22 protein-coding genes and 1 tRNA gene are annotated in these 21,976 nt (G+C 46.5%); 7 read left to right on the forward strand and 16 right to left on the reverse strand.

The window, feature by feature from the left end:
- Window positions 1-77 precede the first annotated feature (77 nt).
- Genes asnS through FOT42_RS07355 form a run of 3 tightly spaced genes read left to right on the forward strand, consistent with a single transcriptional unit; the run spans window position 78 to window position 3,618 of the window.
- The gene (gene asnS, locus FOT42_RS07345; RefSeq protein WP_151889921.1) at window positions 78-1,511 is read left to right on the forward strand and encodes an asparagine--tRNA ligase; all 1,434 of its coding nucleotides are present in this window, start codon (window positions 78-80) and stop codon (window positions 1,509-1,511) included.
- A 47-nt stretch (window positions 1,512-1,558) separates the two neighbouring features.
- Complete coding sequence (rpoN, locus tag FOT42_RS07350; protein WP_151889922.1) at window positions 1,559-3,016, forward strand: RNA polymerase factor sigma-54; 1,458 nt, start codon at window positions 1,559-1,561, stop codon at window positions 3,014-3,016.
- Entirely contained in the window at window positions 3,016-3,618 is a 603-nt protein-coding gene (locus tag FOT42_RS07355; protein ID WP_151889923.1) for a hypothetical protein, read from the forward strand. The genes rpoN and FOT42_RS07355 overlap by 1 nt, the downstream gene beginning before the upstream one ends.
- Here the strand turns inward: FOT42_RS07355 and FOT42_RS07360 are convergent.
- The 11 genes from FOT42_RS07360 to FOT42_RS07410 all read right to left on the reverse strand — a co-directional run bounded on the left by FOT42_RS07360 (window position 3,613) and on the right by FOT42_RS07410 (window position 10,602).
- Window positions 3,613-4,305, reverse strand: a complete 693-nt coding sequence (locus FOT42_RS07360; RefSeq protein WP_151889924.1) for a porin family protein — start codon at window positions 4,303-4,305, stop codon at window positions 3,613-3,615. The two genes, FOT42_RS07355 and FOT42_RS07360, sit on opposite strands and share 6 nt — an antisense overlap.
- Before the next feature lie 73 nt (window positions 4,306-4,378).
- Window positions 4,379-4,858, reverse strand: a complete 480-nt coding sequence (locus FOT42_RS07365; RefSeq protein ID WP_151889925.1) for an ExbD/TolR family protein — start codon at window positions 4,856-4,858, stop codon at window positions 4,379-4,381.
- Window positions 4,855-5,487 carry an ExbD/TolR family protein gene (locus FOT42_RS07370; RefSeq protein WP_151889926.1) on the reverse strand — a complete coding sequence of 211 codons (633 nt, stop codon included), beginning with the start codon at window positions 5,485-5,487 and terminating at the stop codon, window positions 4,855-4,857. The genes FOT42_RS07365 and FOT42_RS07370 overlap by 4 nt, the downstream gene beginning before the upstream one ends.
- Window positions 5,488-5,652: 165 nt before the next feature.
- The gene (locus FOT42_RS07375; RefSeq protein ID WP_151889927.1) at window positions 5,653-6,135 is read right to left on the reverse strand and encodes an ExbD/TolR family protein; all 483 of its coding nucleotides are present in this window, start codon (window positions 6,133-6,135) and stop codon (window positions 5,653-5,655) included.
- A gap of 13 nt (window positions 6,136-6,148) precedes the next feature.
- A complete protein-coding gene (locus FOT42_RS07380; RefSeq protein ID WP_151889928.1) occupies window positions 6,149-6,754 on the reverse strand; it encodes an ExbD/TolR family protein in 606 nt (201 codons plus the stop codon).
- A gap of 11 nt (window positions 6,755-6,765) precedes the next feature.
- Window positions 6,766-7,203 carry a hypothetical protein gene (locus tag FOT42_RS07385; protein ID WP_151889929.1) on the reverse strand — a complete coding sequence of 146 codons (438 nt, stop codon included), beginning with the start codon at window positions 7,201-7,203 and terminating at the stop codon, window positions 6,766-6,768.
- A gap of 26 nt (window positions 7,204-7,229) precedes the next feature.
- The gene (locus tag FOT42_RS07390; protein ID WP_108424961.1) at window positions 7,230-7,958 is read right to left on the reverse strand and encodes a MotA/TolQ/ExbB proton channel family protein; all 729 of its coding nucleotides are present in this window, start codon (window positions 7,956-7,958) and stop codon (window positions 7,230-7,232) included.
- Window positions 7,959-8,037: 79 nt separating this feature from the next.
- Window positions 8,038-8,125: transfer RNA gene (locus FOT42_RS07395), tRNA-Ser, on the reverse strand.
- Between the two features lie 66 nt (window positions 8,126-8,191).
- A complete protein-coding gene (locus FOT42_RS07400) occupies window positions 8,192-9,223 on the reverse strand; it encodes an asparaginase (protein ID WP_151889930.1) in 1,032 nt (343 codons plus the stop codon).
- 3 nt (window positions 9,224-9,226) lie between these two features.
- Window positions 9,227-9,994, reverse strand: coding sequence for a TatD family hydrolase (locus FOT42_RS07405; RefSeq protein ID WP_151889931.1), 768 nt, complete (start codon window positions 9,992-9,994; stop codon window positions 9,227-9,229).
- On the reverse strand, window positions 9,991-10,602 hold the full coding sequence (locus tag FOT42_RS07410) for a hypothetical protein (protein ID WP_151889932.1): 612 nt from the start codon (window positions 10,600-10,602) through the stop codon (window positions 9,991-9,993). Before FOT42_RS07410 ends, FOT42_RS07405 begins: the two co-directional genes overlap by 4 nt.
- A gap of 87 nt (window positions 10,603-10,689) precedes the next feature.
- Between FOT42_RS07410 and FOT42_RS07415 the strand changes: the two genes are divergently transcribed.
- Entirely contained in the window at window positions 10,690-11,130 is a 441-nt protein-coding gene (locus FOT42_RS07415; RefSeq protein ID WP_151889933.1) for a retropepsin-like aspartic protease family protein, read from the forward strand.
- 127 nt (window positions 11,131-11,257) lie between these two features.
- Here FOT42_RS07415 and odhB read toward each other — a convergent pair whose 3' ends face one another.
- The gene (odhB, locus tag FOT42_RS07420; RefSeq protein ID WP_151889934.1) at window positions 11,258-12,475 is read right to left on the reverse strand and encodes a 2-oxoglutarate dehydrogenase complex dihydrolipoyllysine-residue succinyltransferase; all 1,218 of its coding nucleotides are present in this window, start codon (window positions 12,473-12,475) and stop codon (window positions 11,258-11,260) included.
- A gap of 23 nt (window positions 12,476-12,498) precedes the next feature.
- Entirely contained in the window at window positions 12,499-15,297 is a 2,799-nt protein-coding gene (locus FOT42_RS07425; RefSeq protein ID WP_151889935.1) for a 2-oxoglutarate dehydrogenase E1 component, read from the reverse strand.
- A 211-nt stretch (window positions 15,298-15,508) separates the two neighbouring features.
- On the opposite strand from FOT42_RS07425, the gene FOT42_RS07430 reads away from it, so the two are divergent.
- Complete coding sequence (locus tag FOT42_RS07430) at window positions 15,509-16,609, forward strand: acyltransferase family protein (protein WP_151889936.1); 1,101 nt, start codon at window positions 15,509-15,511, stop codon at window positions 16,607-16,609.
- A 7-nt stretch (window positions 16,610-16,616) separates the two neighbouring features.
- Here FOT42_RS07430 and FOT42_RS07435 read toward each other — a convergent pair whose 3' ends face one another.
- Genes FOT42_RS07435 through FOT42_RS07445 form a run of 3 tightly spaced genes read right to left on the reverse strand, consistent with a single transcriptional unit; the run spans window position 16,617 to window position 19,161 of the window.
- The gene (locus tag FOT42_RS07435; protein ID WP_151889937.1) at window positions 16,617-16,973 is read right to left on the reverse strand and encodes a hypothetical protein; all 357 of its coding nucleotides are present in this window, start codon (window positions 16,971-16,973) and stop codon (window positions 16,617-16,619) included.
- A gap of 26 nt (window positions 16,974-16,999) precedes the next feature.
- Window positions 17,000-18,031 carry a UDP-glucose 4-epimerase GalE gene (gene galE / locus FOT42_RS07440; protein WP_151889938.1) on the reverse strand — a complete coding sequence of 344 codons (1,032 nt, stop codon included), beginning with the start codon at window positions 18,029-18,031 and terminating at the stop codon, window positions 17,000-17,002.
- 2 nt (window positions 18,032-18,033) lie between these two features.
- The gene (locus FOT42_RS07445) at window positions 18,034-19,161 is read right to left on the reverse strand and encodes a DegT/DnrJ/EryC1/StrS family aminotransferase (protein WP_151889939.1); all 1,128 of its coding nucleotides are present in this window, start codon (window positions 19,159-19,161) and stop codon (window positions 18,034-18,036) included.
- A gap of 79 nt (window positions 19,162-19,240) precedes the next feature.
- On the opposite strand from FOT42_RS07445, the gene FOT42_RS07450 reads away from it, so the two are divergent.
- The gene (locus FOT42_RS07450; protein WP_313788421.1) at window positions 19,241-20,494 is read left to right on the forward strand and encodes a 3-deoxy-D-manno-octulosonic acid transferase; all 1,254 of its coding nucleotides are present in this window, start codon (window positions 19,241-19,243) and stop codon (window positions 20,492-20,494) included.
- A gap of 20 nt (window positions 20,495-20,514) precedes the next feature.
- Window positions 20,515-21,903, forward strand: a complete 1,389-nt coding sequence (locus FOT42_RS07455) for a sugar porter family MFS transporter (protein ID WP_151889940.1) — start codon at window positions 20,515-20,517, stop codon at window positions 21,901-21,903.
- The last annotated feature ends 73 nt before the right edge of the window (window positions 21,904-21,976 follow it).

The following is a 21,976-nucleotide window of genomic DNA, read 5'->3' on the forward strand; positions in this document are numbered from 1 at the left end:
CCATAAATTAAGCCGCTCCATGCCCTCATTTTTCATCAAAAACCTATCTTTACCGCCTAAATTACGATAGCCTTACAATGAAGTCTTATTCCATAAAAGAATTGCTGACAAAGCAGCCCGTAGGAGATTCCGTCGAAGTAAATGGATGGGTAAAAACATTTAGGAGCAACCGATTTATTGCCTTGAACGACGGCTCTACCATACACAACCTGCAGTGCGTAGTGGATTTTGAAAATGCCGACGAAGCATTGCTCAAACAAGTGACCACTGGCGCTGCCCTGAAAATTTCAGGCACATTGGTGGAAAGCCAAGGAAAGGGACAGACCGTGGAAATCCAGGCCACTGCCATTTTTGTGCATGGCACCGCAGACCCCGAGACCTATCCCATACAGCCCAAGAAACACTCGTTGGAGTTTTTGAGGGAGAAGGCCCACCTAAGGGTGCGCACCAATACCTTTTCGGCCGTGATGCGAGTGCGTTCCACTTTATCGTTTGCCATACATAGCTATTTCCAACAGAATGGCTTTTATTACATGCATGCCCCCATCATCACCGGATCTGATGCCGAAGGTGCCGGGGAAATGTTCCGGGTCTCCACTTTGGATGCCAAAAAACCACCTGTGGATGAAAACGGGGAAGTGGATTTTACCGAGGATTTCTTCGGAAAAGAGACCAACCTGACCGTTTCCGGGCAATTGGAGGCCGAAACCTATGCCATGGCACTCGGAAAAGTCTATACGTTCGGACCTACCTTCAGGGCCGAAAACTCCAACACCTCTAGGCACTTGGCCGAGTTTTGGATGATAGAGCCCGAGGTGGCCTTCAACGATCTTGCTGCCAACATGGACTTGGCCGAAGATTTCATCAAATGGATCATCCAATATGTTTTGGACCACTGCAAGGACGACCTCGAGTTTCTGGAAGGCCGACTTTCCGACGAGGAAAAGACCAAACCACAGAACGAGCGTTCGGAAATGACCTTGTTGGAAAAGCTGAAATTTGTGGTGGAAAACAACTTCAAACGGGTTTCCTATACCGAGGCCATCGATATTTTAAGGAACAGCAACCCCAATAAGAAGAAAAAATTCCAATACCTCATTGAGGAGTGGGGTGCCGACCTGCAAAGTGAGCACGAGCGCTATTTGGTGGAAAAACACTTTAAGTGCCCTGTGATCCTATTCGATTACCCGGCCAACATCAAGGCATTCTATATGCGTTTGAACGAGGACGGCAAGACTGTGCGTGCCATGGACGTGCTTTTCCCCGGCATTGGCGAAATTGTGGGAGGTTCCCAAAGGGAAGAACGTCTGGATGTGCTCCAGCAGAAGATAAAGGCCCTCGACATTGATGAAAAGGAACTTTGGTGGTATTTGGACCTTCGCCGTTTCGGTACGGCGGTACATAGCGGATTTGGCCTTGGCTTTGAGCGCATGGTGCAGTTTGTCACCGGAATGGGCAATATCAGGGACGTGATCCCCTACCCCAGAACGCCCCAGAACGCGGAGTTTTAAATTGAATTCATAACTTTATAAGGAAGGACGATTGTAAACCAATCCCTATGCTGAAACAACACCTACAGTTCAAGCTTTCCCAGAAACTGTCTCCACAGCAGATTCAGCTCATGAAGCTCATCCAATTGCCCACACAGGCATTTGAGCAACGGCTGAAACAAGAGCTGGAGGAGAACCCTGCCCTCGAAAGTGGGAAAGAGGAGAGTGACATTGTGGACGATGTTTATGAGGACACCTATGACGACAGTTCGGACAGTGAGACCATCGACACCGATGAGATCAACATTGATGACTATCTGAGCGATGACGAGATTCCCGATTATAGGACACAGGCCAACAATTACAGTGCGGACGATGAGGAAAAGAGCGTGCCCTATGCCGCAGGAATTTCCTTCAACCAATATTTGATCAACCAACTGAACACTTTCTATCTGGATGATGAGGAATGGGCCATTGCCGAGTTCTTGGTGGGCAGTGTGGATGAGAGCGGCTACATACGAAGGCCACTTCCAGATATTATGGACGATCTTGCCTTTACGCAGAACATCTATGTTGATGAGGACAAGATAGAATCCGTGCTGAAAATCGTGCAGGACTTGGACCCCCCAGGTGTAGGCGCACGATCTTTGGATGAATGCCTTATCCTTCAATTAAAACGAAAAGAGCGAAAACCTTCCGTGGAACTGGCCATCAATATCTTGGAAAAGTCGTTTGACCAGTTCACCAAGAAGCACTACGCCAAACTGGCCCAGAAGCACCACATCAGCGAGGATCAGCTCAAGGATGCCATTGCCGAGATAGAAAAATTGAATCCCAAACCGGGCGGTTCGTATTCCGGCAGTACCCGGATCATCGAACACATTGTCCCCGATTTTTCCATCAGGATCGTGGACGGGGAACTGGAACTTACGCTCAATGGCCGGAACGCTCCAGAACTCCATGTTTCCAAAGAGTACAGCAATATGCTCGAAGGCTACAAGAACGCAAAGGAAAAGAGTAAATCCCAGAAGGATACCGTACTGTTCATCAAACAGAAATTGGATGCGGCCAAATGGTTCATTGACGCCATCAAACAACGGCAACAAACGCTATACGTGACCATGAGTACCATCATGGACTACCAAGAGGAGTATTTCCTGACCGGTGACGAACGAAAGCTGCGCCCCATGATCCTTAAGGACATTGCGGACAAAATCGATATGGATGTGTCAACGGTATCGCGGGTGGCCAACAGCAAATATGTGGACACCCCTTATGGCACCAAGCTCATCAAGGACTTTTTCTCCGAAGCCATGAAGAACGAACAGGGAGAGGACGTATCCACCAAAGAAATCAAAAAGATATTGGAGACCGTGATCGGTGACGAACAGAAAAAGAAGCCGTTGACGGATGATAAATTGGCCAAGATCCTAAAGGAAAGGGGCTATCCCATCGCAAGGCGCACCGTTGCCAAATACCGGGAGCAACTGGGCATTCCGGTGGCCAGGCTAAGAAAGCAGATCTGATGCGCCATTTCTATAACATCATCTCGTACATCTTTCACCCGTTGTTCATTCCCATTGGAGGTACCATTCTTTATTTTTTTGTTGCTCCCTACAGCACTTTGGAGATGCAAAGCGGCAACATTGTCCCCATTTTTATCCTTACGGTCATCATCCCCATCATCTTCTTTTTGATCTTGAAAAATTTAGGGGTGATCAGTTCCATTTTCCTGCCCACCATCCAGGAACGGAAATACCCGCTCTATATCAGCTGTATCATATTTTTGATGATACTGTACAAAGTCATCCCGAATAATTACGTACACGAACTCTTTTACTTTTTCACAGGGCTTTTGACGGCCACTGGGACGGCACTCCTCTTGCTTTTCATCAAATTTAAGACCAGTATTCATCTTTTGGGCATGGGAAGCATCCTTATGTTCATGATTGGGCTGAGCATCCATTTTGAGACCAATATTACCCTGGCCATCAGTTTGTTCACTTTACTGACCGGACTCGTGGCCACCTCTAGGCTCTACCTTAAATCACATACACGGAACGAACTGTTGATAGGCTTCCTGATAGGGTGCTGTTCCCAATTGATCATTCTGAAGTATTGGCTATAGGATGTAGAAAATTACCCCTATCCGTAGTACCTTGAAATCTATGGATTCCCCAGATTGAAGATCGGTTCCATTTTTCAATATCGGATTGAGTCCATAATAGGCGTGAACGTTCCAGGTATTGTACCCAAAATTGAGGATAAGTCCATACTGCAGCTGCTCAATGTCCTTATTGTTGAACCCGTCGCTCCCTTCCTCCATGACCAAACGTGACCTGCCGGAAAAAACATAGCCCAACTTGGCCCCCGCATAGATGCGCCAGAACTTGTATTCCTCCGCCGTGGAGGTACGCCATCTCAGTTCCAATGGCACCTCAATGGCATGGGTCTCCAATTTGTTGCGCTTGAACTCAGATTCGTCCATGACCTCATACAGCACATCATTGCCCTGGTCGGTAGCAATCACATTGGAATAATAGGAATTGACGGCGTAGCCCAAACCAAGCCCCACACCAAAATTTCTTCTAGGGTTGAGGGGAATGTCCTTGATAAATCCTGCTTGAAGGTTATAGGAGAGGCTCCGTTGCACGACCCCCGAAGGCTTACCCAACAAAACGTTGTACCCGAGACCAATATAAAATTGGTCTTCAAGATAACGCGAATCCAATTGGACGGAATCTGTAGGTTGCTCCTGGGCAATACCCAAGGAGAAGACCATCAAAAATGAAATGAAAATCTGGTACCGGCTCATTATAAAAACACTCCTAAACTAAAAACAACCCAAATTAAGCATTTGGATTGTTTTTTAAGGCCAGGTTTATAACTTAAAACCCCGAATTGGGATCATTGCCTTGGTAGGTGGTGTAGTTCACTTTGAACAAATGGGCTTTTTGTAACTCCTTTTTGATATCGGAAACCACACCTACTTTGACGCTCTTGTCCACTTTCATGGAGACCGTCACAAAATTCCGAACAGCCTCAGGCTTTTTTGAAAGCTCTCCCAAAACATAGGGAACCACATCGTTTAAGTGCGCTATGCGATCATCCAATTGGATCTGTGCACTTGTTCCCAGCACCTTTTTCAGGTTTTTCTTGGGCGTGCCCACATAAATCTCAATAATTCTGTCCCTTTTATCCAGTTTATTGACCGCTGTGGCCTCGGGCAGCTCATTGTCCACCAAGAGTTCACTATTGTTTATCGTGGTCACCGTCATAAAAAAGAACAAGAGCATGAAGACGATATCGGGCAATGAGGCGGTCGAGATTGCAGGTTCCGCTCTTTGATGGTTTCTCCATGTGCTCATTGTGCCAGTTTTTGTGATTGAACGTTCAATTCAGCTTCGGTAATGTTCAGGGGAAACATTTCCCGTATGCGTTCTATGTTCGCCTTAAGAGTTGCCTTTTCAGTTTCTTTGGTCTCGGCTGCATAGAACTTCTCTTCCATTACCGTGAAATCCTGCCCAAAAAGACGTTGCGCTTCCCTATTCCGCAGTTCTCGATAAGCCAAAGCCAATCGGTCTTGAACCTGAACATACGTACCATAGGAGGCATCCCGGTCGCTGCTAAGCGAAATAATGGCCTTTTGGGGGTTGTCGGAAGATTTGGGGTCTCGTGCTCCTTTGCAGTAATCGCAGCGCAGTTGGTTTTCGGTTGCCCCGCCATTGTCCAAAAAGGCAACGGCCAGCCGCTTTAGCTCATCAATCTTCAGAACACGGTCCTCAACAAACAACTCATCGTTTTTGTTGAGGCTTATCCTAAGCACATTACGTTCATTTACATTGATGTGGTTGATGACATCATCGGAGGGTAGTTTTCGGTCAAGGCCCACATCGGTTTGGATGGTTGTGGTGACCAAGAAAAAGATCAATAACAAGAATGCAATGTCCGCCATGGAGCCTGCATGCACCTCTGGGTTTTCTCTGGTTCTTCCCATAATTAAAGAGTTTGATTGGATTAACAATTGGTGTTGATTCTCATTAGCAAAGAGTTACAACAACCGTTCCAAATAGATCCAGGGAAATCAAATGGGTGAAGAATGGGAATAAAAAAACGCTCCAAATATAATTTGGAGCGTTTCCCACTAAATCTAAGCTATTGCCTACTGTAGATTGTTAAATGCATCTCCTTCATAGGTGGTATAATTCACCTTAAGGGCATTTACCTTTCTCAATTCTTGTTTGATATCGGTGATAAGACCCATATTGGCATTCTTATCAACTTTCAATGCAGTAGTCAATACGTTTTGAAGCTCTTGAGGTTTCTTTGCACGCTCTGCCAATATATATGAACCTACTTCGTCCACATTGGCAAATTTATCGTTCAATTGGATTCTTGGCTCTGATCCGAAAACCTTTTGATATTCCTGTGTAGGCTTGCCTACAAAAATATAGATCACCCTATCCTTTTTTTCCAACTTTTTGATCTCGGTTGCATTCGGAAGGGTATTTTCAACCAATAGCGAACTGTCCTTCATTGTGGTCACCGTCATGAAAAAGAACAGCAACATGAATACGATATCTGGCAATGAAGCAGTTGATACCGCTGGCAGGTCACCTTCTTTCTTTTTTGCAAATTTTGCCATGTCAATCTAAGTTTTAGTTGGTTGATGTATCTGCCTCGGACAGCTTTTGCGGAAACATATCCTGGATCCGCTTCACTTTATCCTTGAGTTCGTCCCTAACACTGGAGGGCGTCTCCGGGTTCAAGTATTCCGACTCCATATCCGTAAAGTCCCTTTGATACAACCTTTGTGCCTCACGGTTACGCAAGTCGTTGTATGCACCTACCAATTCGTTCTGAACAGTGATATAGGTGCTGTATTTGGTCTCACGGTCATTCTTTAGTGAAATGATGGCCTTTGTTGGGTTGTCGGACGAAGCTGGATCTTTCTTTCCCTTGCAATAAGTACAAGATCCATCTGCATTGTTCTCTAGGAATCCGATGGCTGCTGTCCTCAGATTCTTAAGGTTCATCAGTTCGTCCTCGACCAAAAGTTGGCCATTTTTATTGATGTTCACCGTAAAGATGTTCTTCTGTCTGATTATGACGTCCTCTTCTGGCGGTTCAATGGGCGGCAACATACGGTCCAGACCTGCATCCGTTTCTATGGTGGTGGTCACCAAGAAAAAGATAAGCAAGAGGAACGCGATATCCGCCATGGAACCGGCATTTACTTCCGGTGCTCCTTTTCTTCTAGGCATAATTCAAACTTTTACTTTACAAACATTTTTTTCAAGCCTGGAAAAACCATCAGAACTACCGCTACAACGGTAAGGATGAAGAATACATTCAATCCCATTCCAATGTTCTTTACAGTTCCCTCAGTGGTCTCGATACCTCTTTTGGCCATTTCCTCAACCACAGGTGCGTTGTTGGAAGAAAGTCCATAGGACACTAAAACGACAATGGCCAATCCACCAATGCCGAACAGGGCCTTCTTAAGGCTTCCAGGTGTGGAAAGCAATTTTGTCAATCCAAAAAACAGGGATGCCACCACCGCTATTGCAAGCAAGATGTACATGATGATGAACATAAAGTTCATCGCCCCGCTGCTTATTGCGTTCGGATCTTCTGCCGATGGTAATGAGAACCAAAGAACGGCTGCGATCAACCCGATTACAATGAGTGCTATTTTTATTAATTTATTCATGATTCCCGATAGATTTTGATTCGTACTTATTTCTTGTGAGCAGCCAACATGTCAATCAAGGCGATGGAGGCGTCTTCCATGTCATTTACGATACTATCGATCTTTGCAATGATGTAGTTATAGAAAATTTGAAGGATAATCGCAACGATCAAACCAAATACCGTTGTCAACAACGCCACCTGGATGTCACCAGCGATCAAAGAGGCACTCAAGTTACCTACTGCAGCAATTTTCTGGAAGGCCTGGATCATACCGATTACCGTACCCATGAACCCAAGCATCGGGGCAATGGCGATGAACAGAGACAACCAAGAAACGTTTTTCTCCAACTGTCCCATCTGTACTCCTCCGTAGGCAACAACCGCTTTTTCAGCAGACTCCAATCCTTCGCTTGACCTATCCAATCCTTGGTAGAAAATGGAAGCAACAGGTCCTTTGGTGTTTCTGCAAACTTCTTTTGCAGCCTCAACACCACCGGAAGCCAAAGCATCCTCTACTTTTTGTTTCAATTTGGCGGTATTGGTAGTAGCCAAGTTCAAATAAATAATTCTTTCGATAGCAACTGCCAATCCCAATATCAAACAAAGAAGTACGATACCCATGAAGGCAGGACCTCCTTGGATGAACTGTTCTTTCAATACCTGGGTGAAACCTTTGCTGGCTTCAGCTTCTTCTTGCAACATTGCTGCAGATGCAGTTGTAGTTCCCATCACAAACATTCCGGCAGCAGCCAGAGTAAAGGATATTTTTTTCATTTTACTTAAAACTTAAATTTAGTTAGTTAATAATGTTAAAGATATAAAAATTTTATAATTGAAAAACTAAAATACCTTGCAGAGAGGAAGGGATTCGAACCCTCGATACACTTTTGGTGTATACACACTTTCCAGGCGTGCGCCTTCGACCACTCGGCCACCTCTCTATTCCTTCATTTAGGCCGACCAATAAACGAAAAAATAATCAGTTATAGAAATTTGACGCGTTAATTTTACACCATTTCACCACGGAGCGGTGTCTCGAAAATTGTCTTGAACAACTTGTCGGGAACCCCTGTGCCCAAAAGGTACATGGCCTTTGTTATGGCCGCTTCCGTTGTAATGTCCTTTCCATTAATCAGTTGCATTTCCTTTAACCTTTCGCTGGTCTCATAGTGCCCCATGGAGACACTGCCTCCGGAGCACTGGGTAACGTTAATTATATGTAATCCTTTTTTAACAGCTCTTTTTAATTCTTCCAAAAACCAATCGTCCATTGGAGCATTTCCCGCACCATAGGTTTCCATGACCAAGGCTTTCAGGTCGGGAATGTTCAAGATGGCGTGAAGCGTATTTTGGTTCAATCCGGGAAATAATTTGAGTACGGCCACCCTATTGTCCATCTCTTTGTGGACGGTCAACATCTTGTTCTTGATCGGCCGTTTGATCAAATGGGTATGGTGCACCTTCAGATGGACTCCCGATTCCACCAAAGGTGGATGGTTGAGCGATGCAAAGGCCTCAAAATGCTCCGCATTGATCTTGGTGGTGCGGTTGCCCCGATAGAGTTTGTACTCAAAATAGAGCCCCACCTCCTGCACCACTGACCTTCCCTTTTCCTGAAGGGCAGCGATCTCTATGGAGGTGATCAGGTTTTCCTTTGCATCTGTCCGCAGGTCCCCGATGGGCAATTGAGATCCCGTGAAAATGACCGGTTTGTCCAGATGCTCCAGCATAAAACTGAGTGCCGATGCCGAATAGCTCATCGTATCGCTCCCATGCAGCACCACAAAACCATCGTTTTCCGCATAATGCTCCTCTATGATCGAGGCGATCTGCGCCCAATAATCAGGGTTCATGTTGGAGGAATCGATAGGTTTTTCAAAGGAAACACCCTTTAGGGTGCAGTCCAATTGGTCCAATTCGGGAATGTTCTTGATGAGCTCGTCAAAATTGAAGGCTTTCAGCGCCCCGGTCTGGTAATCCTTCACCATTCCGATGGTGCCCCCGGTATAGATCAGCAGTATGTTGGTCTTCTTTTGCATAGGTCAGATGCCAAAAATGTCCTTGGAATTTGCTGTGGTAATCGCCGCGATCTCTTCCTCCGGCATGCCATATAACGAAGAAAGTTTCTCCAATACCTTTAATATATAAGAACTCTCGTTGCGCTTTCCTCGAAAGGGGGCCGGGGCCAAATAGGGCGAATCGGTCTCCAGTACAATATGTTTCAAATCGATTTGATCCAAAAACTGGTCAATCTTGCCATTTTTGAAGGTCGCCACTCCCCCAATACCCAATTTCATATTGTAAGATAAGGCTTTGTGCGCTTGCTCCAAGGTTCCTGTGAAACAATGGAAAATTCCGAAAAGATCATCACTTTTCTCCTGTTCCAAAATCTCAAAGATCTCGTCGAACGAATCCCGTCCATGGATCACGATGGGCAGTCGGTGCTTTTTGGCCAAGCGGATCTGGTACACAAAAGCTTCTTGTTGTTCTTTCAAAAAGGTCTTGTCCCAATATAGGTCGATGCCTATCTCCCCCACCGCATAGAACTTCCGTTTGGACAACCACTCTTCCACCAACGCCAGTTCTACCTTGTAATTCTCCTTGACATGGGTGGGGTGCAGTCCCATCATCAAAAAGACATTCTCGGGATAGTTGGCTTCAAGGTCCAACATGGATTGGGTGTAGGTGGAATCGATGGCGGGGATAAAAAAACGCTTCACCCCGGCATCCAGGGCTCGTTGCATCATTTCACCACGGTCCTCCACAAATGCTTCGCTATATAAATGGGTATGGGTGTCGGTAATGGTCATTGTTCAATCTCTTGTCGGACAGGTATCGAGTCTGTCCTATTTCTATAAAATGCCATGGCTTTTTGGTAATTCATCGCTCCCTGTTTGGTCTGATCGTGAATGAAACCATTTAAATCTGGATAATGGACTTCAATCCACGACACCAGATCTTCCCGTTTGGCTCCCCACAAAGAATCATTGAAATCAACGTACTCCACAATATCAATACTATGGATTTTACCTTCTTTTATGTTCATGATTTCGCTGGAAATAAAAGGACCCTCATGCAAAAAACGGATGCGTTCACATTCTTTTGAAATAGTCAAATGAAGATTTTCGCCCTTCTCCTTAATATCTAAAATCTCATATCTAGGGTTAAAAACAGAATCCCATTGGAACAATGAATGGTAACTTTCCTTGTCAAAGGTTCGTATGTATTCCATTTCGTTGAACCGAACACTATCTTGGAACAGTCCAACCAATTGCTCAAAATCTGATGCATTCAATGCTTTGATATAATTTTCAGCAATCGCCCTTTTATCCAATTTCTTTGGAGCATCCCCACAGGACACCAACATGGCAATAATTAAAAATGGAGCTACTACCTTCTTTAAGTTGAAATCAATCATAACACAAAAATAGGTTTATCTTAGTCGTCCCAAAACATTGTTCCCAATAATACACCCCTAAAGTCCCCTCAAGGGGACAGTTTACTTATGGCATCACTCAAAAAATTTCTCACATCCAAAAGCTATATCCGCATACCACTGGTATTCACGGAGACCAACCATTTTGAAATCATCGCTAAGATCAATGGCATTTCGGGCAAATTCATTTTGGACACCGGAGCTTCGAACACCTGTGTGGGGATGGATAAAATCGATTTTTTCCGGATGGCCTCCGAAGCTACCGATATCAAGGCGGCCGGAGCAGGTGCCACTGAAATGGAAACCCTCATTTCCTCGAAAAACAAGATCCAGATCGGGGACTGGAAGAAAGGGAAACTGAAAATCGTGCTCTTCGACCTTGTGCACGTGAACCAAGCGCTGGTCTCGCACAAGGCCCTTCCTGTGGATGGCATCATCGGGGCCGATGTACTGAAAAAGGGAAAGGCCGTCATCGACTACAATAAAAAATGCCTCTACTTAAAAAAGTAAAGACATTTAATTTTACATCCCCCGCACTCCCTTCAAAGGGGGAATTATACTCCATTTTTTTCAGATTGGACTGTCCCCTTGAGGGGACTTTAGGGGTGATTTTATATAAAAAAAACCAGTCCTACTATTATAGTTCCAACGCTTTTTTCACGTTTCCATCCATCAACAATTCCTCTGGACTTTCCAAAGCTTCCTTCACGGCCACTAAGAACCCAACAGATTCCTTACCATCGATAATCCGGTGGTCATATGAAAGGGCCACGTACATGATGGGCGCTATGGCAATGGCTCCATCCCTTACAATGGGGCGTTCCACAATGTTGTGCATGCCCAAAATACCACTTTGGGGTGGGTTGATGATCGGTGTGCTCAACATGGAACCAAAGACACCTCCATTGGAAATGGTAAAGGTGCCACCTGTCATTTCATCCACGGTGATCTGTCCGTCCCTGGCACGAAGTGCCAATCGTTTTACCTCGGCCTCAACACCTCTAAACGTAAGGTTTTCCGCGTTTCGGATCACGGGCACCATCAAGCCTTTGGGGCCTGATACGGCAATACTGATATCGCAGAAATCATACGAGATCATTTCCTTGCCATCGATCATGGAATTTACGGCAGGGTACATCTGCAATGCCCTGATCACCGCTTTGGTGAAGAAGGACATAAATCCCAGCCCTACACCGTGTTTGTCCTTGAATTCTTCTTTGTATTGATCGCGCAATTTAAAAATAGCCGACATATCCACCTCGTTGAACGTGGTGAGCATGGCGGTCTCATTCTTGGCGGCCACCAAACGTTCGGCCACTTTTCTGCGGAGCATGGACAATTTGGAACGGGTCTCACCACGGTTACCACCAGTTGGCGTTCCCATGGAAGGCACCGCTTTTGCAGCATCCTCCTTGGTGATACGTCCATCCCTTCCAGATCCGGAAACGGATGAAGGTTCTATGCCTTTTTCATCCAATATCTTTTTGGCGGCCGGAGAGGGTGTGCCAGAAGCATACGTCTCTTTTTTAGGCTCGGCCTTTTTGGGTTCCTCTTTGGGCTCTTCCTTTTTGGGCTCCTCTTTTTTCTCGGCCTTTGGCGCATCGCCCTCTGGTTTCTTGGCACTGGTGTCGATCAGACATACCACTTCGCCAACGGCCACGGCGTCGCCTACCTCTGCCTTAAGGGTGATGATCCCGCTTTCCTCTGCGGGAAGCTCCAATGTTGCCTTGTCCGAGTCCACCTCGGCTATGGCCTGATCCTTCTCCACATAGTCACCATCGGCAACCAACCATTCGGCGATTTCGACCTCTGTAATGGATTCCCCAGGTGAGGGAACTTTCATTTCTAAAACCATTCCTATTGTAGTTTATACTTGTTTTATCGAATTAACATATTGTCCTTACCCTTGTCGAAGACATACTCCAACACTTGGGCATGACGTCTCTTGGAACGCACCGCACTTCCTGCGGCAGGTGCCCCATAAAATCTTCGGGATGCCACCCTAAATTGCTTGGCCTCGTCCATATGCATCAACATATGGCCCCAAGCCCCCATGTTCCTTGGTTCTTCCTGGGCCCAAACAATATCGTCCGCATTTTTGTATTTCTTGATGATGCCGCGCATTTCGTCCGCTGGCAATGGGAACAATTGCTCCACTCGTACCAAAGCTACATCGTCCCTTTTCAGTTCCTCCCTTTTTTCCAAAAGATCGTAATAGAACTTTCCGGTACAGAACACCAAGCTCTTCACTTTTGAAGTTTTCGCCTCTTCGTCGTCAATTACCATTTGGAAGCTTCCCTGTGCCATTTCTTCTTTTGTGGATACCACTTTGGGATGCCTCAACAAACTTTTTGGCGTGAAGACCACCAATGGTTTCCTGAAACCAGCTTTCATTTGTCGTCTCAACAAATGGAACAGGTTGGCCGGAGTGGTCACATCGGCAACGTACATGTTATCCTTGGCACAAAGCTGTAGGTAACGTTCCATACGGGCAGAGGAGTGCTCCGCACCTTGGCCTTCATATCCGTGGGGCAACAACAGCACCAAACCGTTCTGTAATTTCCATTTATCCTCAGCGGCCGATAGGTATTGATCGATAATGATCTGCGCTCCATTACTGAAATCCCCAAACTGGGCCTCCCAGATGGTCAGCGTCTTGGGACTTGCCATGGCATAGCCATAATCAAAGCCCATTACGGCATATTCGGAAAGCAATGAGTTGTAGATATGGAACTCGCCGTTCTGATTTTCACCCAGTTCGTTGAGCAACACCACTTCCTCTTCGTGCATCTCCGTTTTGATGACGGCATGCCTGTGGGAAAACGTACCACGCTCCACATCCTGTCCGGTCATCCGCACATCGTACCCTTCCTCAATCAATGAACCGTAGGCCAAAAGTTCGCCCATGGCCCAATCGAGCTTGTTGTCCTCAAAATACATGGTTTGGCGGGCTTCCACCAAACGCTCCAATTTCCTGAGGAATTTTTTCCCTTTTGGAAGTGCCGTGATGCTCTTGGCTATCGCATCCAGCTTCTTGATGTCGTAAGTGGTGTCCATGGGAGACAGCATCACCTCTTCGGTCACCTGCTCAAAACCTTCCCACTCGTCCTGCATGAACGGGGTGATCCTGGTCTTCTCTATCTTTCGGGAATCCATCAGGTTTTCCTCCAGATTGCTTTTGTATTCCTCCTCAAGTTTACTCACATAGTCCTTGTCAATGACCCCTTCAGCCAACAACTTTGCCGCATAGATGTCCCTTGGATTGTCGTGCTTGGATATGGCCTTATACAGCAAGGGTTGGGTAAACTTGGGCTCGTCGCCTTCGTTGTGACCGTATTTACGGTAGCCCAATAGGTCGAGGAAAATATCCCTCTTGTATCGCATCCGATACTCCAACGCAAAGGTAGCTGCATGCACCACTGCCTCGGCATCATCTGCATTCACATGGAGTACGGGGGAAAGGGTGACCTTGCCCACATCGGTACAGTACGTGGACGATCTTGCGTCCAAATAGTTGGTGGTAAACCCAATTTGGTTGTTCACCACAATATGTATGGTACCGCCGGTGGTGTATCCGTCCAAGCGGGCCATCTGTATGACTTCGTAAACAACTCCTTGACCTGCAAATGCAGCATCGCCGTGCACCAATATGGGGAGCACTTCGGAGTTATTGTCCTTGTGGTCATGATCTTGTTTTGCCCGGGCAATCCCCTCCACTATGGAGTTCACGGTCTCCAAGTGTGAAGGATTCGGGGCGATGTTCATATTGACCATCTTTCCTGAATCGGTCTCGCGCATGGAGGTCCATCCCAAGTGATATTTTACGTCGCCATCAAAGATGGTCTCTTCGTAATCCTTTCCATCGAACTCGCTGAAAATATCCTTTGGCGATTTTCCAAAAATATTGGTCAGCACGTTCAAGCGACCCCTGTGGGCCATCCCCATCACAAATTGTTTCACCCCTTGATCCGCGGCCTTTTCGATGATCACATCCAAAGCGGGGATCAACGATTCGTTACCTTCCAATGAAAAGCGTTTCTGACCCACATATTTGGTGTGCAAAAAGCTCTCAAAGGAAACCGCTTCGTTCAGTTTTCGGAGAATGTTCTTCTTCTCGTCAGGCGTAAAATTGGGGTGGTTGTCATTGACGTTGAGCCAATCCTGTATCCATTGGATGCGTTCCGGGGTTCGGATATACATATATTCCACACCGATGGAGTCGCAGTAGATGCTCTCCAAATGCCGCACGATCTCTTTGAGGGAAGCTGGTCCGATGCCGAGTATCTTACCTGCATCGAAAACGGTCTCCAAATCGTCCTGCGACAGCCCAAAATTGGCAATATCCAAAGTAGGCTCATATTTTCTTCTATCCCTGACCGGATTGGTCTTGGTGAACAGGTGCCCCCTGGATCGGTAACCATCGATCAAACGGATGACCTGAAACTCCTTTTGAAGGGTCTCGGGCATCTCCACTTGTTTCCCGTTGGACAGGACGACCATTCCGTTTTTTTCGGGCTCCAACCCCAAATCTTCCAACGAGCTTTCCAGTCCAAAGTCAAAACCTTGAAAAAAAGCCCTCCAACTGGGCTCAATGCTATCGGGACTCGTTAGGTATTTATCGTACAACTCAGCAAAAAAAGAGGTGTGCGCTGCATTTAAAAATGAATATTTGTCCATTCTTCCTATTTCTCCAAAACTTTATGGAAAATTTTGTCAAAAATACGGGTTTTACGGTTCATATAAATGGGTTTTAACCAAATAATTCCCCAAAAATCACAACTCAGTCACAGAACCCACAGGAAAGCAACAATAATGAAATTTTTACCCTAAATGCCGCCGTCCAATTAAAAAAAATTTAACTTGGATGCTTCTAAAAAACTACCCGACCATGACCGAATTGAAAAACCGATACCTCTCCCTGGATGTGTTCAGGGGACTCGATGTTGCACTGATGATCATCGTCAACTCTCCCGGGAACGGTTCCACTACTTTTTCGCCCTTGCTCCATGCCGATTGGAACGGGTTTACGCTGACCGACCTCGTTTTCCCCACATTTCTTTTTGTGGTGGGAAATTCGATGAGTTTCAGCATGAAAAAGTATGAGGCCATGGGAAATGCGGCTTTTTTCAAAAAAATACTGAAGCGCACCGCCCTGATTTTCTTGCTCGGTTTTTTGATGTATTGGTTCCCATTTTTTGATGACGGCCAACTGAAACCGCTTTCCGAGACCCGAATTTTTGGGGTATTGCAGCGCATTGCCCTGTGCTATATGTTCGCTTCCATCATCCTTCACTTTGTGAAGACCCGAACGGTCATTTGGTTGAGTTTGGCCTTTTTGGTGGCCTACCATTTGATCTTGATCGGTTTTGGCGACCTTACCCTTACCGGGAATGCGGTCCTCAAATTGGATGAATGGCTCATCGGCCCAAATCATATGTACCACGGGGAGGGCATCGCCTTTGATCCTGAAGGATTGCTGAGCACTTTGCCTGCCATTGTGAATGTGATCATCGGTTTTCTTGCCGGAAGGTTCATTCAAAAGAACGGTCAAAATTTTGAGACCATCTCCAAGTTGATGATGGTTGGTTTCGCCCTTGTCTTTGCAGGTTTGGCCTGGGACCTATTGCTTCCCATCAACAAAAAGCTGTGGACAAGCTCCTTTGTGCTCCTTACGTGTGGGATTGACCTGTTTGCCATCGCCACTCTCATCTATATCCTCGATATGAAAAAAATGAAGGGTTGGAGCTACTTTTTTGAAGTATTTGGCAAGAACACCCTTTTCATCTACCTCTTATCGGAATTGTTCGTGATCAGCCTGTTTTCCATAGAGATGAATGGCTCTACACTCTACCGTTGGATTGCCGATAATGTTTTCATTTCATGGTCGGGCGGATATATGGGCTCGTTGTTGTTCGCCCTTTGGGTCATGCTCACCTGTTGGGTAGTGGGCTATATTATGGACAAAAAGAAAATTTATGTCAAGGTCTGACCAAAGGTCAGGTGCTGTATTTAGATCGGTACCATACCTTTTGCCATTCACGTTTCAACAATAAAAAGGACACCTCTGCCGAAATGTCCACGGCATCGGACGGGACGATTTTTTTTACTTGTTGTTCGGAAATGTCCACAACATACAACAGGTTGAGGTAATCATGGAACCGTTCCACGATGAGAAAATAAATTTTTTCGTGGAGCAGGCTCTTCAGTTCTGATGGGTTCACATCCATGGAAAGTTTAATCGGGACATTGGCCAGTTCAAAATCCTTTCTCAATTGGATAAGCAATTCATTGTAGAGCTGCTCTTTTTGAACCGTCTCCAGCAATTCCAGGCTATTGTTATAATTGGACAGCATATCTTATGTACGTCCAAACACCCTTTTTAGGATTTGGTATGGGACATTCTCACCTTTTGTTCCCAGTCCCAAGCTGATTTCAGGGATTCATCCAAGGTGGATTTGGACTTCCAGCCCAGCACCTCGTTGGCCTTTTTGGTGTCCGCATAAGCCTGTATCACATCGCCCTCCCTTCTATCGACTATTTTATAGTTGAGTTTTTTTCCAGAAACCCGCTCAAAGCTGTGTATCACCTCCAAGACAGAACTTCCTTTGCCCGTACCCAGATTGAATACTTCATAATTACTGCTGTTCTCGTTTTGTAGCAGACGCTGCAATGCCTTTACGTGCGCCTTTGCCAGATCCACCACGTGGATGTAGTCCCTGATGCAGGTGCCATCTTCGGTAGGGTAATCGTCCCCAAATACCGATAACCGTTCCCTCAAACCAATCCCAGTTTGGGTAATGAAGGGCACCAGATTTTGTGGAACACCAAGGGGCAATTCGCCTATTTTGACCGATGGATGGGCCCCAATCGGGTTAAAGTATCGCAGGGCTATGGCCTTGAGGTTCGGTGTGACCTTACAGGTATCCCGAATGATCTCCTCCCCCACCTGTTTGGTATTTCCGTAGGGTGATTCCGCTGGTTTTACAGGGGCGTTCTCGGTAATGGGCAGCTCATCTGCCTGGCCATACACCGTACAGGATGAACTGAATATGAAACTGGCTCCTTTCTTTTTCTCCAATTCCTGAAGGATGTAGACCAACACTCCCAAATTGTTCTCATAGTAAAGCAATGGTTTTTCCACGCTTTCTCCGACGGCCTTTGAAGCGGCAAAATGGATAACGCCACCAACATCCGAATGCCTGGCAAAGAAATCTTGGACCTTGGTCTTGTCCCTAAGATCGAACTCCTCAAAAATGGGGCGCTTTCCGGTTATTCCCACAATGCCATCCAAAACAGCAATGGAGGAATTGGACAGATTATCGATGATGACCACCTCAAAACCCTCATTTTGCAATTCCACCACCGTATGGGAACCAATGTAGCCCAGCCCCCCTGTTACCAATATTTTCATGCTTATTTGTTTACGAAGTCAATGACCAATTTTGTGATGAACTGGATCTGTTCATCGTCGAGTTCGGTATGCATGGGCAAGGAGATCACCTCTTCCACCAATTGATTGGTGACCGGGAAATCGGCCTCGTTGTACCTACTGTCCAGATACGCCTTTTGACGGTGCAAGGGCACTGGATAATACACTCCACAGGGCACACCGTTATCGTTCAAGTGCTGCACCAGCGCATCCCGCTTGCCATTTGTTATTTTCAAAGTGTACTGATGGAACACATGGCTGTCCCCTACAATCTTTGGCACCACAATATGTTCTTGCCCTTCAAAGGCCCTAGAGTATTTGGCTGCCGATTCGGCACGTTTCCGGTTATAGGTATCCAAGTGGGGAAGTTTCGCGCGGAGTACCGCGGCCTGAATGGAATCCAAACGGGAATTCACCCCGACCACATCGTGATAGTATCTTTTGTACATGCCATGGTTGACCATACCCCGGATGATATGCGCCAAATCATCATCATTGGTGAAAATGGCCCCGCCATCCCCGTAGCATCCCAAGTTTTTGGAAGGGAAGAAGGATGTGGATGCCACATGCCCCATGGTCCCGGCCTGTTGTTTTTTGCCGTTCTTGGACGAATACGTGGCCCCAATGGCCTGCGCATTGTCCTCAATAACATATAGATTATGCTTTCCCGCCAACTCCATGATCTCGTCCATATTGGCGCACTGCCCGAACAGGTGCACCGGCACAATGGCCTTCGTCTTGGGCGTTATCGCTTTTTCAATGGCTTTGATGTCTATGTTGAAGGTATCCGGTTCCACATCCACCAGCACTGGAACCAAGTTCAGGAGCGCAATCACTTCCACGGTGGCCGCGAAGGTAAAATCCGCAGTGATGACCTCATCACCGGGCTGCAAACCCAAGCCCATCATGCAAATCTGAAGGGCATCAGTGCCATTGGCACAGGGAATCACATGCTTTACCCCTAAATAGGCTTCCAGTTCCTTCTGGAAGGCATGGACGTGTGGCCCGTTGATGAACGCCGAAGAATCCAAGATTTCGGCTATGGAATCGTTGACCTCTTTTTTGATGTCCTCATACTGACCTTTTAGGTCAACCATCTGTATTTTTTTCATCCAAATAGATTATGCTCCAAAATTAAGAAATTAAGATGCCATAATGTGCTCTTCCCGAAAGAATGTATTTTAGCAAAAAATGATGCCTTTGCGCTTTTTCTATAACATTCTGATATCCTTGGCCTGGTTCGGTCTAAAAGTGATCGCACTGTTCCGGCCCAAGATCCATTTATTTGTCTCTGGAAGAAAAAACACTTTTCCCCTGCTTGAAGAAAAGCTTTCAGGGAGCAAAAAAACCATCTGGATGCACGTGGCCTCATTGGGGGAATACGAACAGGGCCTCCCCATTTTGGAAGGATTGAGACACAACTATCCCGAACACCAGATTGTACTCACCTTCTTTTCCCCTTCGGGATATGAGGTGAAAAAGAACACGACAGCAGCCGATGTAGTGGTCTATCTGCCCATGGACACCCTATCCAATGCCAAGCGTTTTCTGGAAAGGACCGATCCTGAACTTGCCATTTTCGTGAAATATGAAATCTGGCCCAACTATCTTTCAGAACTGAAAAAACGAAACGTCCCCACCTTTTTGGTATCGGCCCTATTCTCCAAAAGGCAGATTTATTTTAAAGTTTTCGGAGGTTTTATGCGGAAAAGCCTAAGAACATTTGCCCACTTTTTTGTCCAGGACATTAATTCGAGGGAATTGCTGGAATCCATCGGGTTTTCCAATGTGACCATCAGCGGTGACACCCGATTCGACAGGGTCTCCAAAATCCTGAAGCAGGACAATCGGTTGGATTTCATGGAGCGTTTCAAAGATGGTCGATTGTGTTTGGTGGCGGGCAGCACGTGGCCCGAGGACGAGGAAATTTTGATACGGCACATCAACCGTTCCGCCGATGGGGAAACAAAGTTTGTTTTTGCCCCGCATGAGATCAAACCTGCCCATGTCCAGAAAATTGAGGAGGGGCTGCAAAGAAAAGCGGTGCGTTTCAGCCAGATGGACGGAAAAAATCTTACTGATTTCAATGTGCTGATCGTGGACACCATCGGTCTTTTGACCAAGGTTTACAGCTATGCCGATGTGACCTATGTGGGTGGAGGCTTCGCCACGGGGCTGCACAATACGTTGGAACCTGCGGTATATGGCGTTCCCGTCATCATCGGGCCTGATTATCAAAAGTTCAAGGAAGCCAAGGACCTTGTGGAGAAGGGTGGGGTTCTCCCCATTTCGGACCAAATAGGTTTTGACACTTTGATGGACACTTTTTTGACCAATCCCTCCCTCCGTGAAAAAACGGGCAAGATCAATGCTGAATACATCAATGCCAATGTCGGGGCCACCGATTTGATCTTGAATCACCTATCATTAATGAAATTTGGTTAGCTTTAACCAAATTCACATGCATGGACAAACGTATTTTCAGGATTTCATTGACTGCGGCCCTTGCGGGCTTTTTGTTTGGATTTGATACCGTGGTCATTTCAGGGGCCAACCAGCCCATCAAGGAACTATGGGGCACCAATTGGTTCTTGGGCGATTCCATTTTCACCTTCCACGGCATCTTCATCATGTCCATGGCCCTTTGGGGCACCGTGTTGGGATCCCTTTTTGGGGGTATTCCCACCGACCGATTGGGGCGTAAAAAGACCTTGTTCTGGATCGGGGTGTTGTATTTTATCTCGGCAGTGGGTTCCGCGCTTGCTCCTGAAGCCTACAGTTTTTCCTTTTTCAGGTTCATCGGTGGAATCGGCGTAGGGGCATCCTCCGTGGCCGCTCCGGTCTATATTTCCGAAATTTCGACCGCTGCAACCCGGGGTAGGTTGACGGCCATGTACCAGTTCAACATTGTTTTTGGGATACTGGTGGCCTTCATTTCCAATTATTTCATCGGAATGTTTTTTGATGAGGGAGTGGCCTGGCGTTGGATGTTGGGCATTGAGGGCCTTCCCGCCTTGATCTACACCTTCATGGTCCTTAAAATACCGAACAGTCCCCGATGGCTACTTTTGAAAAATCGTGACGATGCTGTAATCATCCGATCCATAACCCTGCTCGGCATCGAAAAGGAGAAAGCCTCACTGCACCTTTCAGAAATCAAAGTGTCCCTTTACGAAACCGTCGAAAAGCATAAGGAGAGCCTGTTTTCGGGCAAGTACAACAAACCCTTGGCCCTTGCTTTTCTGATCGCTTTTTTCAACCAGCTTTCCGGGATCAATTTTGTGCTCTACTACGCTCCCGAGATCTTGGAACGGGCCGGACTGGCCTCGGGCGAATCCCTTTTCAGCTCCATTTCCATTGGGGTGATCAACTTGATCTTCACCTTCGTGGGCATCGCCCTCATCGATAAATTGGGCCGAAAGCAATTGATGTACATTGGTTCCATCGGCTACATTTTGAGTTTGGCCATGGTGGGCTGGTGCTTCTATTCCAATGCAAGTTCCCTGCTGCTCTTGATCTTCATCCTGGTCTTTATCGCTTCCCATGCCATTGGGCAGGGAGCGGTCATCTGGGTGTTCATTTCGGAAATTTTTCCCAACAAGGTGCGCTCTTACGGACAATCGTGGGGGACGGGTACCCATTGGGTGTTTGCCGCACTGATCACCCTGCTCACCCCTACCTTTTTGGATGCGGAAATCGGTATTTTCAAGGACAACCCATGGCCCATTTTCATCTTTTTTGCCTTTATGATGGTACTGCAACTGCTATGGGTCGCCTTCATGATGCCAGAGACCAAGGGAATCAGTTTGGAGGAACTGGGCAAACTGCTGAGTGGTAAAAATCAAAAAAAATAACACTGCTGCACGACATAGTCTGAAACCATCCGTTAATCGAATATGGCACAGGATGTTATGGCCATTGAACGGA

Origin of the sequence: Flagellimonas hadalis, assembly GCF_007785775.2 — a bacterium.
GTDB lineage: Bacteria > Bacteroidota > Bacteroidia > Flavobacteriales > Flavobacteriaceae > Flagellimonas > Flagellimonas hadalis.